Annotated in this window: 14 protein-coding genes; 4 read left to right on the top strand and 10 right to left on the bottom strand. The window is 57.9% G+C overall.

Annotated elements, in window-relative coordinates; translation table 11 throughout:
• The first annotated feature begins 15 nt into the window (after positions 1-15).
• Positions 16-540: a hypothetical protein gene (locus KHU29_RS10170; RefSeq protein ID WP_211452801.1), complete on the top strand. Its 525-nt coding sequence runs from the start codon at positions 16-18 to the stop codon at positions 538-540.
• The gene (locus tag KHU29_RS10165) at positions 540-1,055 is read left to right on the top strand and encodes a hypothetical protein (RefSeq protein ID WP_211452802.1); all 516 of its coding nucleotides are present in this window, start codon (positions 540-542) and stop codon (positions 1,053-1,055) included. The genes KHU29_RS10170 and KHU29_RS10165 overlap by 1 nt, the downstream gene beginning before the upstream one ends.
• 8 nt (positions 1,056-1,063) lie before the next feature.
• Here the strand turns inward: KHU29_RS10165 and KHU29_RS10160 are convergent, their stop codons facing one another.
• The 7 genes from KHU29_RS10160 to argH form a co-directional block, all read right to left on the bottom strand.
• Positions 1,064-1,552 (bottom strand): AmiS/UreI family transporter, encoded by a 489-nt coding sequence (locus KHU29_RS10160; RefSeq protein WP_092439163.1) that lies wholly within the window; start codon positions 1,550-1,552, stop codon positions 1,064-1,066.
• Between the two features lie 178 nt (positions 1,553-1,730).
• A complete protein-coding gene (locus tag KHU29_RS10155) occupies positions 1,731-2,468 on the bottom strand; it encodes an ABC transporter ATP-binding protein (RefSeq protein WP_246541810.1) in 738 nt (245 codons plus the stop codon).
• Positions 2,465-3,226 (bottom strand): ABC transporter ATP-binding protein, encoded by a 762-nt coding sequence (locus KHU29_RS10150; protein WP_211452698.1) that lies wholly within the window; start codon positions 3,224-3,226, stop codon positions 2,465-2,467. Before KHU29_RS10150 ends, KHU29_RS10155 begins: the two co-directional genes overlap by 4 nt.
• A complete protein-coding gene (locus KHU29_RS10145) occupies positions 3,226-4,134 on the bottom strand; it encodes a branched-chain amino acid ABC transporter permease (protein ID WP_211452697.1) in 909 nt (302 codons plus the stop codon). The genes KHU29_RS10150 and KHU29_RS10145 overlap by 1 nt, the downstream gene beginning before the upstream one ends.
• Position 4,135: 1 nt before the next feature.
• On the bottom strand, positions 4,136-5,017 hold the full coding sequence (locus KHU29_RS10140; protein ID WP_211452696.1) for a branched-chain amino acid ABC transporter permease: 882 nt from the start codon (positions 5,015-5,017) through the stop codon (positions 4,136-4,138).
• Between the two features lie 242 nt (positions 5,018-5,259).
• The gene (locus tag KHU29_RS10135) at positions 5,260-6,423 is read right to left on the bottom strand and encodes an ABC transporter substrate-binding protein (RefSeq protein WP_211452695.1); all 1,164 of its coding nucleotides are present in this window, start codon (positions 6,421-6,423) and stop codon (positions 5,260-5,262) included.
• 415 nt (positions 6,424-6,838) lie between these two features.
• Positions 6,839-8,233: an argininosuccinate lyase gene (argH, locus tag KHU29_RS10130; protein ID WP_211452694.1), complete on the bottom strand. Its 1,395-nt coding sequence runs from the start codon at positions 8,231-8,233 to the stop codon at positions 6,839-6,841.
• Between the two features lie 204 nt (positions 8,234-8,437).
• Here argH and KHU29_RS10125 point away from each other — a divergent pair, with 204 nt between their 5' ends.
• Complete coding sequence (locus KHU29_RS10125; protein WP_211452693.1) at positions 8,438-9,556, top strand: sensor histidine kinase; 1,119 nt, start codon at positions 8,438-8,440, stop codon at positions 9,554-9,556.
• A 54-nt stretch (positions 9,557-9,610) separates the two neighbouring features.
• On the top strand, positions 9,611-10,405 hold the full coding sequence (locus KHU29_RS10120; protein ID WP_211452692.1) for a LytR/AlgR family response regulator transcription factor: 795 nt from the start codon (positions 9,611-9,613) through the stop codon (positions 10,403-10,405).
• Positions 10,406-10,417: 12 nt separating this feature from the next.
• On the opposite strand, the gene KHU29_RS10115 is transcribed toward KHU29_RS10120, so the two are convergent.
• From KHU29_RS10115 to KHU29_RS10105, 3 genes are all read right to left on the bottom strand, one after another.
• The gene (locus KHU29_RS10115; protein WP_211452691.1) at positions 10,418-11,758 is read right to left on the bottom strand and encodes a DUF1501 domain-containing protein; all 1,341 of its coding nucleotides are present in this window, start codon (positions 11,756-11,758) and stop codon (positions 10,418-10,420) included.
• A gap of 17 nt (positions 11,759-11,775) precedes the next feature.
• Positions 11,776-13,305: a DUF1800 domain-containing protein gene (locus KHU29_RS10110; protein ID WP_211452690.1), complete on the bottom strand. Its 1,530-nt coding sequence runs from the start codon at positions 13,303-13,305 to the stop codon at positions 11,776-11,778.
• Between the two features lie 139 nt (positions 13,306-13,444).
• A complete protein-coding gene (locus KHU29_RS10105) occupies positions 13,445-14,857 on the bottom strand; it encodes an FAD-binding oxidoreductase (protein ID WP_211452689.1) in 1,413 nt (470 codons plus the stop codon).
• Positions 14,858-15,023 lie beyond the last annotated feature (166 nt).

Raw genomic sequence — 15,023 nt, 5'->3', positions numbered from 1 at the left:
ATATTGGATTCGGTAATGCAGTTAAAGCAGATAAGTGGTTGGCTGGTGTTGGGTAGTGTAGTGATATTGAGTGGTTGTAGTTCCGTCGTGACCGAAGGCAGTTCGGCTGCGGCCGGTGTGGCCGGTACTGCGTTGGCGAGCAAGCTCACCAATAATGCGGCGGTGGCGACCGGTATCGGTCTCGGCGTGCAAGCGGCGACACGCGCGGGTGTGCAGTATCAGCAGCGCAAGGTGCATGGCGAGGCGCAGGATGCCATCGCCATCGCGGCCGGTAGCCTGGCGGTCGGCGCGGTCGCCAGCTGGCAGGTCATCCACTCGCTGCCAATCCAGGACAACGAACGCGGCCGGGTTACGGTCAGCCGGGTTATTGCCAGCCAGGGCATGAGCTGCAAGGAAATTGTATTTTCCGTCGACGGGTTGGTGGATAAGGCCAGCAAGCCGACCAGTGAATTCTACATGGCGACCATATGCCAGGCGGGGCCAGCCTGGAAGTGGGCGTCCGCGGAACCCGCGACTGAGCGCTGGGGAGCATTGCAGTGATGCCGCGCGGTGGTTTTTCGCGCAGCGTTATTGGCGGCGCTTGCTTGCTGACGGCGGCAGTAGTATTGAGCGGCTGTAACAGCATCGGCGGTTTTGCCGGAGCGGCGGCGGGTGTCGCCAGCGGCGCTGTCAGCTCCAATCCGGCAGTCGGCTATGCCGTTGGCATAGGCGTGCAGGCAGCGACCGACGCCACCACCAAATATATATACCGTAGCTGGCAGAAAGCCGAACAGGATGAAATCGCGGCCATCGTCGGCCAGCTGAATGTGGGCCAGTCGCGGCGCTGGGCATACGTCAATCCGATCGGCTACGGTAACGAGCAGGGAGAAGTGCGTGTGACGCGCCTGATAGACACCCCGCTTGCTCTGTGCAAGGAAATGATGCTGTCGGTCGACACGGGTGAGGGCGCGCAGTTGAAGCGTGCCTGGTATACCGGTAGCGCTTGCCGCAGCGATGATATCTGGAAGTGGGCGGTGGCGGAACCAGCGGTAGAACGCTGGGGCAGCCTGCAGTAACTGTGTCTTTACCAGCGGCCGGTCAGCATTAAAAAGCCCGGGATCCAGCATGAGAAAATCCCGATAATCGCGGTGATGGGGCCTAGGGATCGAATGCTTTTCTGAAGCGCCATTGCCAGGAAAAACAAGAACCACAGTGCGCCCCATGCCAGCCACATTACGGTAGAGCGGATATCCTGGTTCACTGCCAGCCACGCCATCGGCAAGGTATTGATGGCGACGAACAGGCAATACCAGCCTAAACCTTTGCCGTTCATGCCTTTCCATTGCACCACTGCCAGATACAGGTACGTGAACGCAAACAACAAGCCCGCTGCAGTACTAAGGTAACCCGCATTATCAACGCTACGGACCAGGCCCAGCAAACTGATGAACAGCGCCAGGATGCCGACCAGAAAGTTGAAAACGGCGTTTTCACGCGCCTCGATGCGGCCGGTCAAGCCGACGCCATTAACGACCAGCACTGCGCCGATGAACAGTAGAGCAATGCCCAACATGGTTTATTTCCTTCTGCAAGACGATCGAGTGTTTTGTCGGATTTTCCGAGCTTGCAGGGAAGATACCGGTTTGACCTGTATGCAGGTATGCCGGAAATGAATAAGGCCAATATGAATATTGGCCTTGAATTTGATCGCTACATGGGTTTAATGCGCGCCGCTGGCACTGCCGAGCAGGTCAGCCTCCGAGATACGCTTCCAGCACTTTGGGATTGTTCAGCAAGTTACTGCCGCTGTCAGCCAGCACGATCTTGCCGGTTTCCAGTACATAGCCGCGCTGGGCGATGCGTAGCGCTTGCCGGACGTTTTGCTCAACCAGCAAGATCGTCAGGCCGGTGCGGTTGATTTCCTTGACGATGCGGAAAATCTCTTGCACCAGCAACGGCGCCAACCCCATCGACGGTTCATCCAGCAACAGCACACGCGGCTTGGCCATCAGCGCGCGGCCGATGGCCAGCATTTGCTGTTCGCCACCGGACAGGTTGCCGGCCAGGCCATCCTTGCGTCGTTGCAGCACCGGGAACAGAGAATACACCCAGTCCAGATCCGTGGAGATCTGCGCCTTGTCCTTGCGGGTATATGCACCCAGCGCCAGGTTTTCGGCAATGCTCAGGGTGGTAAGCGTGGCGCGGCCTTCGGCGACCTGTACCACGCCGCTCTGGACAATCTTGTGCGGCGACAGCCTGGTCAAGTCCTGCTGATTGAACAGCACCTCTCCGCGGGTTGGCTTCAGCAGGCCGGAGATGGCGAGCAGGGCGGTGCTTTTGCCGGCGCCGTTAGCACCTACCAGTGCGGTGATTTCGCCTTCGTTGAGCGTCAGGTCGATGCCTTTGACCGCTTCGATATGGCCGTATGAAACCGCCAGGTCCTGCACTTGCAGAATCGGTGTCTTGTTCATGGTTGCTGCGGCCTTCATTCTGCGTCTTCCTTGCCCAGGTAGGCTTCAATCACTTCCTGGTTGTTCTTGATCTGATCGGGGCTGCCTTCGGCAATAATGCGGCCAAAGTTGAGGACCGCGATGCGGTCGCACAAACCCATCACGAAACGCATATCGTGCTCGATCATGAAGATGCTGAAGCCACGCTGCTTGATGTTCAGGATTTCCGTCATCAGTTCGGTTTTCTCGGCGGGATTCATGCCAGCGACCGGTTCGTCGAGCAGCAACAGTTTCGGCTTGGTTGCCAATGCCCGGGCGAATTCCAGTTTGCGCTGCTCGCCGTAGGAGAGGCTGTCGGCCAGCATCTGCGCCTTATGATCCAAACGTACCCAGGACAATAATTCCAATGCCCGCTCGCGTGCCTGGGCTTCGATCTTTCTGAAGCCGCCAAGATTGAGCAATAGGCTGCCGAAGCCGTAATGCATATGATCGTGCATGCCGACCACGACGTTTTCCAGCAAGGTCATTTCCTTGAACACGCGGATGTTCTGGAAGGTGCGGGCGATGCCGCGTTCGGTGATCTTGTGCGGTGCGACCTTGCCGATGTCCTGGCCGTCGAATTCAATCGCGCCACCGGAAGCGCGCAGCAAACCGGTGATCAGGTTGAATACGGTGGTTTTGCCGGCGCCGTTAGGGCCGATCAGGCCAAAGATGCCGCCTTGCGGGACGTTGAAGTTGACGTCTTGCAAAACCTGCAGGCCGCCAAAATTCTTGCTGATGTTTTTGAGTTGCAGCATTATTTACTTCCTCCAGCCTGCGCCTTGCGCTGGAAAAATGCACGAATCCGGCGTGGGTCCCAGATGCCTTTGGGCAGATACAGGATCACCAGCACCAGGATCAGGCCGTTGACGACCGACCGATAGCTGTTGAAATCGCGCAGCACTTCCGGCAGCATCGTCAGCACCATGCCGCCGATGGTCGGGCCGATCAGGCTGCTGGTGCCGCCGAACACGGCCATGGTCAGGATTTCGACGGCGTTTTCGAAAGCGTAGTTGCCCGGGCCGATGGTGAAAGTGTAGTGGGCGTTGAGGCCGCCGGCCACGCCGGCAATGGCGGCGCCGATGACAAACGCCAGCAGCTTGTAGCCGGCGACATTGACGCCCATCAGGCGCGCCGCAACTTCATCTTCCTTGATAGCTTCGAAGGCGCGGCCGATTTTGGAGCGGCGGATGCGCGCCAGGATGTACAGCGTAAGCGCCAGCAGCAGCACTATGTGCCACCATTCGGTTTTCAACGGGATGCCGTTCAAGCCGAGCGGGCCGCCGGTGATATCCATATTGAGCACCACGACGCGAACCACCTCGCCGAAGCCGAGGGTCGCCATCGCCAGATAGACGCCGGACAGGCGCAAGGTCGGAATGCCGATGATCAGCGCCACCAGCGCCGGCAATGCGCCGCCGATTGCCAGCGCTGCCGGAAACGGCAGGCCGGTCTGCATGCTGATCAGCGAGGCGGCATAAGCGCCGATGCCCATGAACGCAGCGTTGGCCAGCGACAGCAGACCGCATGACAACGTAACGTAAATCGAAAGCGCCAGCATGGCGTTGACGCCGAGGCTGAAAATGACGGTGTTGTAGGTCGACCAGAAACCATCCCACCAGTCCAGGAAGCCGGCAGCGCCGACAGTTGTAAGCAGTTCGGTCATGTCAGGCCTTCCTTTCCAGTACTTTGCCAAACATTCCGGAAGGCTTGACCAATAAAATCAGAAACAGTAATCCGAATCCCACGGCGTCGCGGAAATCGCTGGAAATATAGGCAACCGTCAGCACCTCGGCGAAACCGAGGAACAGGCCGGCAATCATGGCGCCGCGAATGTCGCCCATGCCGCCCAGGATGATGACGGCGATGCCTTTGTGCAGCATCGGCTGGCCCATGAATGGCGTAATCGCGTTGAACGACAGGCCGACCAGCACGCCAGCGGCGCCACCGAGGGCGGCAGCGGCGAACGAAGTCAGATAGAACAGGCCCTCGACATTGATGCCGAGCAGGTATGCTGCTTTCGGTGATTCGGCAATCGCGCGCAAGGCACGGCCAAGCTGGGTGCGGCGCATCACAGCCAGCAGCACCAGCATCAGGATGAAGGAAATCAAGACGATGCCGATTTGCACCGCGGTGACATGCAGATGGCCCCAGTTATAGCTGTCTTCTGGAATGGTGCCGACCGGGAAGCGCTTGTTTTCAGCGCCAAACATACCTTGCGCCAGGCTGGTAAGGATGGTGGCGACGCCAATAGTGGCGATCATGGGCGCCAGATGCGGCGCGTTGCGTGCCCGCAGTGGTTTCAGCACCAGATAGTCGACCAGCAAGCCGAGCAGGCCCGACACCAGCATTGCCGCCAGCATCGCCAGCCACAGCGGCAGCGCCAGATGTTCCACCAGCAGCAACGCCGCGTAACTGCCAAGCATGAAAATGGCGCCGTGCGATAAATTGATCACGCCCAGCACGCCGAAGACCAGCGTGAAGCCCAATGCAAACAGCGCATAGACGCTGCCCAGCGAAAGGGCGTTGATAAGTTGTTGTTCAAGCATGGAGGTTTTTTCTAAAATTCAGCCGCAAATATAGTTAAGTGGGGTCAGAGTTTTTTTACGATAGTTTTATCATCGTAAATTACTCTGACCCCAGTTAACGGGCTACGGAGTACAGGTCTTTGCGGTCTGTGTAGTACTTTGTTAATGCGACGAAGGCGTTCTTTCTCCGGACGCCGTTAATAGGGGACAGAGCAATTTGTCGCGCTACGGCGACTCGTAAACTCTGTCCCCAATTAACTCTGTTACTTCAGCAATACGAACTTGCCACCCTTGGCAATATTCACAATCGCGTCCTGTTGCGCGTCATAGCCGACTTCCTTGCCAGCCACTGCCGGCGCTTTACGGAACGCAAATTTACCTGTCGCGCCATCAATCGTCACTGCCGGCAAAGCCTGTTGCAAAGCAATCCGATCCTTGTCAATCGCACCACTCAGCTTGACGTTCTTCAAAGCGGCGGCAACCACATGCAAAGCATCATAGGCTTGCGCAGCGAACTGATCCGGATCGCTGCCGAACTTGGCTTTGTAGGCGGCCATGAATGCCTTGTTGGCCGGCGTCATGTTTTCCGACGACCATGGGCTGCCCATGATGGTGTCGTCGCCAGCGCCCTTGGCGATATCAAACAGTTTCGGCGAATTCAACCCGTTACCGCCGATGAACGGCTGCTTCATGCCCAGCGCGCGGGTTTGCAGGATGATGTTGGCCGCTTCTTCCGTCAGGCAGGAGCAAACGATGGCATCCGGATTCGACGCTTTGATCTTGGTCAGCTGCGCCTTGAAATCGACGTCGCCCTTGGCATAGGCTTCAGTGGTGGTGACTGGAATCTTCTGATCCGCCAGGGTTCCCTTGAAAACGTCGTAGCCGCTCTTGGTGAAGGCGTCGTCGTTACCGTAGATGATGGCAACTTTCTTGATGCCGAAATGCTTGACCGCAGCGCGCGTGGTGACCGGCAGAACGTCGGCTTCCATGACGGAGTTGCGGAAGGTGAACGGGCCCATGGCAGTGATGCCGTCAGCAGTATTGCTGGTGCCGAATGCCACTACTTTGGCGGCATTGGCGATCGGGTCGGCAGCGAATGCCGAGTTGGACAGGGTAGGGCCGAATACCAGCAAGACCTTGTCCTTGAAGATCAGTTTCTTGAAGACGTTGATTGCTTCTTCTTTTTTGCCTTGCTCATCTTCGATGATCAGTTGCAGCTTGTTACCGCTAACGCCGCCGGCAGCGTTGACTTCGTCGGCGGCCAGCGAAAAGCCGTTCTTGATGGCGACGCCGTATTTGGCGGCTGGTCCGGTCAGTGCCGCGGCCAGGCCGAGCTTGACGTCAGCTGCATGCGCGGAGCTTGCCAAGCCGAGGCCGGCGGCAAGCATCAGCAAAGGAAGTGTTTTCAAGAGTGTTTTGACTCGCATTTATAAATCCTCCAGGTACCGTTTTTTTTGAGCGACGACTTACAACATGTCTCCAGGCGGCAGCGGATAAAGATCAGCTACAGCCGAAAAGCATTATGAAGTAAGAGATCAGCTAGCAGCTAGCGTTTTTATTTCGGCGCGTGCTGGGTGGACGCACCAAAAGTGAACAAAGTATAAGGGATATTCGGTCAGAAATTCCTGGCACACATATTACTCACGAGCCAGGTAAAGCGGATGTTTTACGCGGAGGGGTGACGACTTTTGGTCGGTTATGGAGAGATATTGCGTGTTTTTGGGCAATTATACTCGGCGTTGAGAATTTCTGCCGGGTACCTTATGCCAAATTGGCATGATGGAAAGCATTGTGCTTTCCATCATCTTGAAGATTAAATCAGCGTTTGAGTCGGAGATTGACTCAGCCCAGCTGCTCACGCAGATGCTGGATCGCCAGGCGCACCTGGCGCGGCGCGGTGCCGCCGATATGGTCGCGTGCCGCCACCGAGCCTTCCAGTGTGAGCACCTCGAAAATATCATCCTCGATCAACGGCGAGAATGCGCGCAATTGATCCAGCGACAAATCGCTCAGGTCGCAAGCCTGGTCGACGCAGCTGCGCACGGCGCGTGCCACGGCTTCGTGGGCATCGCGGAACGGCAGGCCTTTCTTGACCAGGTAGTCGGCCAGGTCGGTGGCAGTGGCGTAGCCTTGCAGGGCTGCGGCGCGCATTGCTTCCGGCTTGACGCTGATACCGCGCGCCATGTCGGCGAAGATGCGCAGCGTGTCGGTCAGTGTATCGACGGTGTCGAACAACGGTTCCTTGTCTTCCTGGTTATCCTTGTTGTAGGCCAGCGGCTGGCCTTTCATCAGGGTCAGCAAGGCGATCAGATGGCCGTTGACGCGGCCGGTCTTGCCGCGCGCCAGTTCCGGCACGTCGGGATTTTTCTTTTGCGGCATGATCGAGGAACCGGTGCAGAAGCGGTCGGCGATGTCGATGAAGCCGATGCGCGGGCTCATCCAGATCACCAGTTCTTCCGACATGCGCGAGATGTGGGTCATCACCAGCGCGGCGGCGGCGCAGAATTCAATCGCAAAATCGCGATCCGAGACTGCATCCAGAGAATTGCGGCAGACGTCGTCGAAGCCGAGGGTGGTTGCCACGCGCTGGCGATCGATAGGGAACGTAGTGCCGGCCAGTGCGGCGGCGCCCAGCGGCAGGCGGTTGACGCGCTTGCGGCAATCCTGCATGCGTTCGGCGTCGCGTCCGAACATTTCCACATAGGCCAACACGTGATGGCCGAAAGTGATCGGTTGCGCTACCTGCATATGCGTGAAGCCGGGCAGGATGGTATCGGCGTGCTGTTCCGCCAGATCCAGCAGGGCCAGGCGCAGTTCGCGCAACAAGCCGCTGATGTCGTCGATGGCGCCGCGCAGGTAGAGGCGGATGTCGGTGGCGACCTGGTCGTTGCGCGAACGGCCGGTATGCAGGCGTTTGCCGGCGTCGCCGACCAGTTCGGTCAGGCGTTTTTCGATGTTCAGGTGGACGTCTTCCAGATCCAGCAGCCATTCGAATTTGCCGGCGGCGATTTCACCCTGGATCTGGCTCATGCCTTTCTGGATGGCCGCATAGTCGTCGGCACTGATGATTTTTTGATATGCAAGCATCTCGGCGTGGGCCAGCGAACCCTGGATATCGACTGCGGCCAGGCGCTTGTCGAAAAATACCGAGGCAGTGTAGCGTTTGACCAGATCAGAGACCGGTTCGGAGAAACGAGCCGACCAGGCTTCGCCTTTTTTGGAGAGTTGTGCTGTCATAATTATGTATTGAACCAAGTATTGAATCGGGTATTGAATCGTGCGTTGGGATAGCAATGAATTATGCGATTATAAATCACCGTTCCTGAAAACCTGCTTTTATGGTTGAATCTCGGCGCGCAGAAGCATGTCGCAAGCATTTTCCAGTCCCAGGGAAAACCTTAAATAATTGTTAATTGCTGTTCCAATAACTAATTTTCCTTCATGCCCAACGACCAGATCGCAGACAACGCGCAAACGCAACGGCCGAATACCGTTGTGATTCCCGATGGCTGCAACCTGGGCGTGGTATTTCGCGTGCTGATTGCGGTCAACTTGGCCGTCATGGCGGCGTTGCTGCTGCACAGCGATAGCGTGATGGCCGCGCTCAACAGCTTTGTCGAGTCGGCCATGTTGATCGAGCCCGCCTGTTTTCTGTCATTGTCGATATTGTGCGGTTTGCATCGGTTTGCCGATCGCTTTCCTTTGCGCTTTTCTTTATTTCTTCAGCGTTTGTCATGCTGGCTCGTGCCGGCGCTGGTGACGATTGCGGTAATCAAACTGTTGTCTGGCTTCGACTGGTTTTTCAGCGGCTTTTCTCATCTGAGCGCAACCGGCGGCGCGCCGCTTGCGGCATTTGTGGCGGCGCTGTTCGGCGGCGCGCTGCAACACTATTTCGAGTTGCGCGCCAAAGCATTTTCCCCGGTGCTGGTGGAAGCCAGGTTGCAAGCGTTGCAGGCACGGATCCGGCCGCACTTTCTGTTCAACAGCCTGAATGCGGTGCTGTCGCTGATCCGGACCGAGCCGCGCCGGGCGGAGGCCGCGCTGGAAGATTTGGCGGATCTGATCCGGGTCCTGATGCGCGATGGCCGTGCCATGACCACGTTGGAAAAGGAAATCCGCCTGTGCCGGCAATACCTGTCGATAGAAAAAATACGTCTTGGCGAGCGCCTGAAAGTGCAGTGGGAGCGTGCAGGCATCAGCGATGAAGTGATTTTCCGGGCGCAGATTCCGACCTTGCTGTTGCAGCCTTTGATAGAAAACGCCGTTCACTATGGCGTTGAACCGAGCACCGAGCCGGCCTTGATCCGGATTCAGTTAAGTCATTCGCTGGAACGGATTGAAATCATCATCACCAATCCTTACAATCCATACAGCGGCAAAGGTGTCGCCGCACTGCCTGAAGGGAATCAGATGGCGCTGGAGAATATTCGCGAGCGGTTGTCGTTGCTGTACGATGTCGAAGCGCAATTGACTACCACCACCAAGCTCGGGCAGTTTGAGGTGCGCGCCAGTTTTCCGTATGTCAAAGCGGCCCTGGCCAAGCCGCAAGGCAGCAGATAAAAAAATCAACAAAAGACCAACATAAATCAATAACGCCGATACCTTTCTATTTCCATGATCCCTCGCATATTTATCGTCGATGATGAAGCGCCTGCACGTGCCAGGTTGAGCACGCTGCTATCCGACATCGTGGCTGACTGTCCGCATTACCTGGTGGGCGAAGCCGGCCATGCGGAGACCGCGCTGGAAGGCATACGGGCTACCGCGCCGGACTTGATTTTGCTGGATGTGCAAATGCCCGGCATGAGCGGATTGCAACTGGCCGAGCAACTGATCCGCAATGCCGGCAGCACCGAGCCGCCGCTGATTATTTTCGTGACTGCCTATGACGATTACGCCTTGAGCGCATTCGATGTGCAGGCTTTCGACTACCTGGTCAAGCCGGTGCGCGCAACGCGATTGGCGCAAACCATCACGCGCGCGAGCCGCGTGCGGCAACAGGCGCAAGCGGCGGCGATGGCTGCACCGGCGGCCGTCGCAGGTTTGCCGCGCCAGCATTTTTCCGTGCAGGAGCGCGGCCGCATGTCGCTAGTGCCGATGGCGGAAGTGCTGTATCTGAAAGCCGAATTGAAATACGTCACGCTACGTACCAAGAACAAGGAATACCTGATCGAAGATTCGCTGGTGTCGATCGAAGAAGAGCTGGCTGTGCACTTTGTGCGCGTGCATCGCAATGCGCTGGTGGCGCGTAACGCCATCAGTGGCGTCGAACGCGTCATGCACATCACGGATAGCGACAGCGAGGGCGAGAGGCCACAGGAAATCTGGCAAGTCATCTTGCGCGACATCGATCATCGCCTGCCGATTTCACGGCGCCAGCTAGCGGAGATCAAGGCGCTGGTGCGCTAATCCCCCTGCTTTTTACACCAGAAAATTCAATGCATGGGCATTGCCCGCGGCATATTGCGGAAACAGTTTTTGCATGGCCGGGTCGCCGATGCGCATATGTTTTTCCGCCAGCGTCGCCAGCACTGCGCGGAAATCGGTGGTGACAGCCAGGTCGCGGCCTTCGTTGAGGGATTTGTCGTCGATGCCTGGCCATTGACCGTAGATGCTACGGCCGCGAACATTGCCGCCTAACAGCCACATGGCGTTGCCGTGGCCGTGATCGGTGCCGCCGTTGCCGTTTTCGCGGAAGGTGCGGCCGAATTCCGACATGACCACAATCACCGTATCGTTAAAAGCCGGCCCGAGTTCGCGTGCCAGTGTAGTCAGGCCGTCGGCCAGCGGTCGCAGCCGGTTGGCTAGCTGGCCGTTGCCGTTACCCTGGTTGGCATGGGTATCCCAGCCGCCGACGGCGATAAAGCCGAGCCGGATGTCCGGATTGCTGCGCATTAAACGGCCCAGGCGGGAAGTGTCGATCGACAAGCCATTTGGCAGTGGCGCACCGTTGTTGGCCGCCTTTTGTTCCGTGCTGCTGGCGTCTGCCATCAATTCCTTGCGCGCCGAAACGCCGTCGCGATAGGTTTTGCCAAGGACTGCATCTTGCGCATAGAGCGCGGCATAAGCCTGGTTGACTTCGGGGCGGTCGATCAGGATCGGCCGGGTTGCATCGCGGCCGGTCGGCATGTTGGCGACCACTGCTTTGCCGGTCAGGATGCGCGGCACCGATTCGCCCAACGTCAGGGCTTGCATCGGCGAAGATGACGGTGGCATGACGCCGAGCATCCGATTCATCCAGCCATCACGTGTATTGTGCCGGCCCGGAGTGCCGGTTTCCATGTAATCCTGCGCTTCGAAATGCGAACGCGACATATCGGGTGATCCCGAGGCGTGAATGAAGGCCAGCTGGCCGCCATCCCAATATGGCTGCAGCGCTTGCAGGGCCGGATGCAGGCCGAAATAGCCGGTCAGGTCGATCGCGCCGTTTTGCGTTCCCGGACGAGATACTGCAATTCCCGGCCGCGCCTTGTAGTAATTGTGATCGCCATGTGGCACCACTACGTTCAAACCATCCACCGCGCCACGCAGGAACACCACGATCATGCGCGGCGTGCCGTCGCCGGCGGCATGGGCGCGCTGCAACGGACTGCCATACGACAGCGGACTATCGCTGACGACGGCAGCGGCGACCGGAGGAGCTTTGGCCTTTGCCTGCGGTTTGGCGGCAGGCGCCACCACGCAACCGGACAAGCCGACTGGAATCAGGATCGCGCCACTGGTGCTCAAGCCGAGATGGCGGATGAAATCACGACGGTTCATAACAGGGCTCCAATGGGCTATCTTTTCATGAAATCCGGGCTGCCGAGTATCAGGCCGACCTGCAGGTTGGCCGGTGCGGCGCCGATGGTGCTGAGGCTGTACGGCGCCAGCGTCGGGGTCAGGGTTTGTATCAGTTGCTGTGGGTCGGCAGGGCCGACGGCGTTCGGCATGGTGCCAGCCGGAGCCGGCATTTCGCCGCGGGCTATCGGCGATTTGCCGTTGCTCAGGCTGTTGACGAAATTGATGCGGCGTAGCAGGGCATCCGGATTGAGCCAGGCTTCTTCTGAGAATTTATAACCTTCCGGGGTCAGCCAGCCATATAGCGGCTGGCCGAGTTGATTCAGCACGCCGTCAATCGGTTTGACATTGAGTACCGGCGTCGCGGTTGCACGTAGCGACGACACCACGTATTGATACGGCGTCTTGAACTGGGTCTGGTAATTGCTGCGGGCCCAGAATTCCGGGCTGTCGAACAAGGTATGGAGTACCGCCTTGATGTCGCCGTTGCTGCTCAGGAAGCGGCGCGCCAGTTTCTCGGTCAACACCGGTTCAGGTTGGTCGGAAACGAAATACCGGACCAGTTTGGCGGCAACGAAGTGCGCGGTGGCGGGATGACGCGCGAGGATATCGAGCGCCTGCTCGCCTTCCTGATAGCCGCTGCCTTTGATGGTCTGGCCGAGGAATACCTTATCGCCGAAATCATGGCGGCGCGGGTTGAAGACGAATCCCGGATGGCCGTCTTTCATGCCCTTTTCATCGATGGTCCAGCCGGTCAGGATGCGCGCCAGGGAAATCACATCGGCCTGAGTGTAGCCGCTGTCGACACCCATGGTGTGCAGCTCTAGCAATTCACGGCCGTAATTTTCGTTGAGTCCTTTAAAGCGGCCTTTGGCTTCCGGCGTATTGACGCCACTGCTCAGCCAATTATCAAGGTAGTACAACATCGCCGGATGATGGGCAACCGCGCCCAGCAACTGGCGGAAATTGCCGAGCGCGTTGGGGCGCAATACGTCTTTTTCATATTCGCCATCCCAGTAGCGCACCCACTCCTTACCCTCGAAGACATTGAAATGATTGAACCAGAACTCGGTCATCACTTCCTGTAATTGACGCGGGCTTTCGGTGGCTTGCCATAACCGGGCGAAATGCACCTGAGGCGTGATTTCCTTGTTGGCGCGCTGGCGCGCCATGTTCTTTTCTTCGGGAGTGGCGGTATTGGGAGGGAAGGAGGGCGGGCCGTACTGCTGGTAAAGCTGAGGCGGTGTCAGTTGATAAGTCGATAAGGCTGATAGTTTATCCGTCAGGTCGGCTGGCATCGGCACGCTGTCGGGATTCAATTGCTGCTCGATATAGCGCTTGATGCCGATGCGCCTGACTGCATCGACATCGCCGGGACGTGGGCCGTAGGCTAGCCGGTTCAGGACATGCAGCGCTTTTTCCGAGTCGTTCAGAGGTGGCTGGGCACTTTGCGCATTGGCATTGGTCATTGCCAGGCAGCCCAGCAGCGAGGCGATCGATAGCAAACCGGGTTTTCTTATAGTCGACATGTTCCACCTTATGCAATTTTCGGCTTACACCGCTGCGTTTATACCGGTAATTAACGCTTGGTTAGCGGTCTGCGCATACAAGGGTGGTGTAACAGATTGTAAAGTGGCAATGTCGACAGACCTGGTGCTGTTCGGCGCGTCAGATTACCTTGCCTGGATTCATCAGGTTCAACGGATCGAGTGCCTGTTTGATGGTTTTCATCAACGCAATCTCCACCGGAGATTTATAGCGCAGGATTTCATCGCGCTTGAGGGCGCCTAGCCCATGTTCGGCCGAGATCGAGCCGTTCATGCGGTCGACGCTGTCATGCACCAGGCGGTTGATGTCGGCTTGCCGTTCTATGAATTGGTCGGCGGAAGTGGCGACGGGTGGCGATACGTTGTAGTGCAGATTGCCGTCTCCCAGATGGCCGAAGGTGACGTTGCGGCAACCGGGGAAATGCTCTTGCAGCAGGGCGTCGGTGACGGTGATGAACTCGGCGATGCGGGAAATCGGCAGTGAGATGTCGTGCTTGATATTTTTGCCTTCCTTGGCTTGTGCCTCGGATATGCTTTCGCGCAGTTGCCATAGGGCGCGTGACTGGGCGGTTGAGCTGGCGAGCACGGCATCCTGGCAAATGTCCTGTTCCAGCGCGGCGCCGATTACGGCTTCCAGCAAGGTGTTGGCGTGGGCTGCGGATTCGCTGTCGGATAGTTCCATCAATACGTAGTGGGGGTGGTGCTCGGCGAATGGGAATTGCAATTGCGGGAAATGTTTGGCGACCAGTTGCAGGCACAGGTCGGACATCAGTTCAAAGCCGGTCAGGGTGGCGCCGCAGCGCTCTTGTACGAGGCTTAGCAGGCGCAGGGCATCGGCCGGGGTCTGGATTGCCGCCAGCGCGGTCAATTGACCTTTTGGTTGCGGGAATATCTTTAGCACGGCTGCAGTGATGATGCCTAGCGTGCCTTCGGCGCCGATGAACAGGTCGCGCAGGTCGTAACCGGTGTTGTCTTTGCGGAGTCCGCGCAGGCCGTGCAGGATTTCGCCTTGGGCGGTGACTACTTCCAGGCCGAGGCAGAGTTCACGGGTGTTGCCGTAGCGGAGTACGGCGGTGCCGCCGGCGTTGGTTGAGAGGTTGCCGCCGATGGTGCAGCTGCCTTCAGCTGCGAGCGATAGGGGGAGGAGGCATTGTGCGGCGGCGGCGGCTTCCTGGATGTGTTGCAGGATGCAGCCGGCTTCGACGGTGATGGTGTGGTTGAGCGGGTCGACGGCGCGAATCTTGTTTAGGCGTTTGAGCGATAGTACGATTGCTTGTCCGCTTTGGTCTGGGACGCTGCCAAGCACCAGGCCAGTGTTGCCGCCTTGGGGGACGATGGGAATTTGGAATTGTGTGCAGAGCTTAACGATGGCGGCTACTTCGGTGGTGTCGGCGGGTTTAACCACGGCCAGCGCAGTGCCGGTGTAGCGTTGACGCTGATCGGTCAGATACGCAGCCTTGTCGGCTTCATCAGTAAGAACATGTGCAGCGCCAATAGCACCACTGCAAGCATCCAGAAATTCAGTCTTTTTCATATCCAATTTCAACGAAAATAGTTAAATGGGGTCAGAGTTGAATGGCACTTACTTAACCTTTTTCGGATGACCGTATTTTTGCACCGTCGCTCTTGCTACAGGCCGAGTTTCGGTCAGTAGAGGGTAAGATTTTGGTCTTCGCTTGATGGCGCGTGGTTCGATTCTC

Source organism: Collimonas antrihumi, assembly GCF_018304965.1.
GTDB lineage: Bacteria > Pseudomonadota > Gammaproteobacteria > Burkholderiales > Burkholderiaceae_D > Collimonas > Collimonas antrihumi.
This window is presented reverse-complemented; position numbering and strand designations above follow the sequence as displayed.

What these genes read in the sequence shown, in the direction of transcription:
- KHU29_RS10170 (WP_211452801.1), top strand. Translation starts at nt 16, where the DNA reads ATGCAGTTAAAGCAGATAAGTGGTTGGCTGGTGTTGGGTAGTGTAGTG.
- KHU29_RS10165 (WP_211452802.1), top strand. Translation starts at nt 540, where the DNA reads ATGCCGCGCGGTGGTTTTTCGCGCAGCGTTATTGGCGGCGCTTGCTTG.
- KHU29_RS10160 (WP_092439163.1), bottom strand. Translation starts at nt 1,552, where the DNA reads ATGTTGGGCATTGCTCTACTGTTCATCGGCGCAGTGCTGGTCGTTAAT.
- KHU29_RS10155 (WP_246541810.1), bottom strand. Translation starts at nt 2,468, where the DNA reads ATGAAGGCCGCAGCAACCATGAACAAGACACCGATTCTGCAAGTGCAG.
- KHU29_RS10150 (WP_211452698.1), bottom strand. Translation starts at nt 3,226, where the DNA reads ATGCTGCAACTCAAAAACATCAGCAAGAATTTTGGCGGCCTGCAGGTT.
- KHU29_RS10145 (WP_211452697.1), bottom strand. Translation starts at nt 4,134, where the DNA reads ATGACCGAACTGCTTACAACTGTCGGCGCTGCCGGCTTCCTGGACTGG.
- KHU29_RS10140 (WP_211452696.1), bottom strand. Translation starts at nt 5,017, where the DNA reads ATGCTTGAACAACAACTTATCAACGCCCTTTCGCTGGGCAGCGTCTAT.
- KHU29_RS10135 (WP_211452695.1), bottom strand. Translation starts at nt 6,423, where the DNA reads ATGCGAGTCAAAACACTCTTGAAAACACTTCCTTTGCTGATGCTTGCC.
- argH (WP_211452694.1), bottom strand. Translation starts at nt 8,233, where the DNA reads ATGACAGCACAACTCTCCAAAAAAGGCGAAGCCTGGTCGGCTCGTTTC.
- KHU29_RS10125 (WP_211452693.1), top strand. Translation starts at nt 8,438, where the DNA reads ATGCCCAACGACCAGATCGCAGACAACGCGCAAACGCAACGGCCGAAT.
- KHU29_RS10120 (WP_211452692.1), top strand. Translation starts at nt 9,611, where the DNA reads ATGATCCCTCGCATATTTATCGTCGATGATGAAGCGCCTGCACGTGCC.
- KHU29_RS10115 (WP_211452691.1), bottom strand. Translation starts at nt 11,758, where the DNA reads ATGAACCGTCGTGATTTCATCCGCCATCTCGGCTTGAGCACCAGTGGC.
- KHU29_RS10110 (WP_211452690.1), bottom strand. Translation starts at nt 13,305, where the DNA reads ATGTCGACTATAAGAAAACCCGGTTTGCTATCGATCGCCTCGCTGCTG.
- KHU29_RS10105 (WP_211452689.1), bottom strand. Translation starts at nt 14,857, where the DNA reads ATGAAAAAGACTGAATTTCTGGATGCTTGCAGTGGTGCTATTGGCGCT.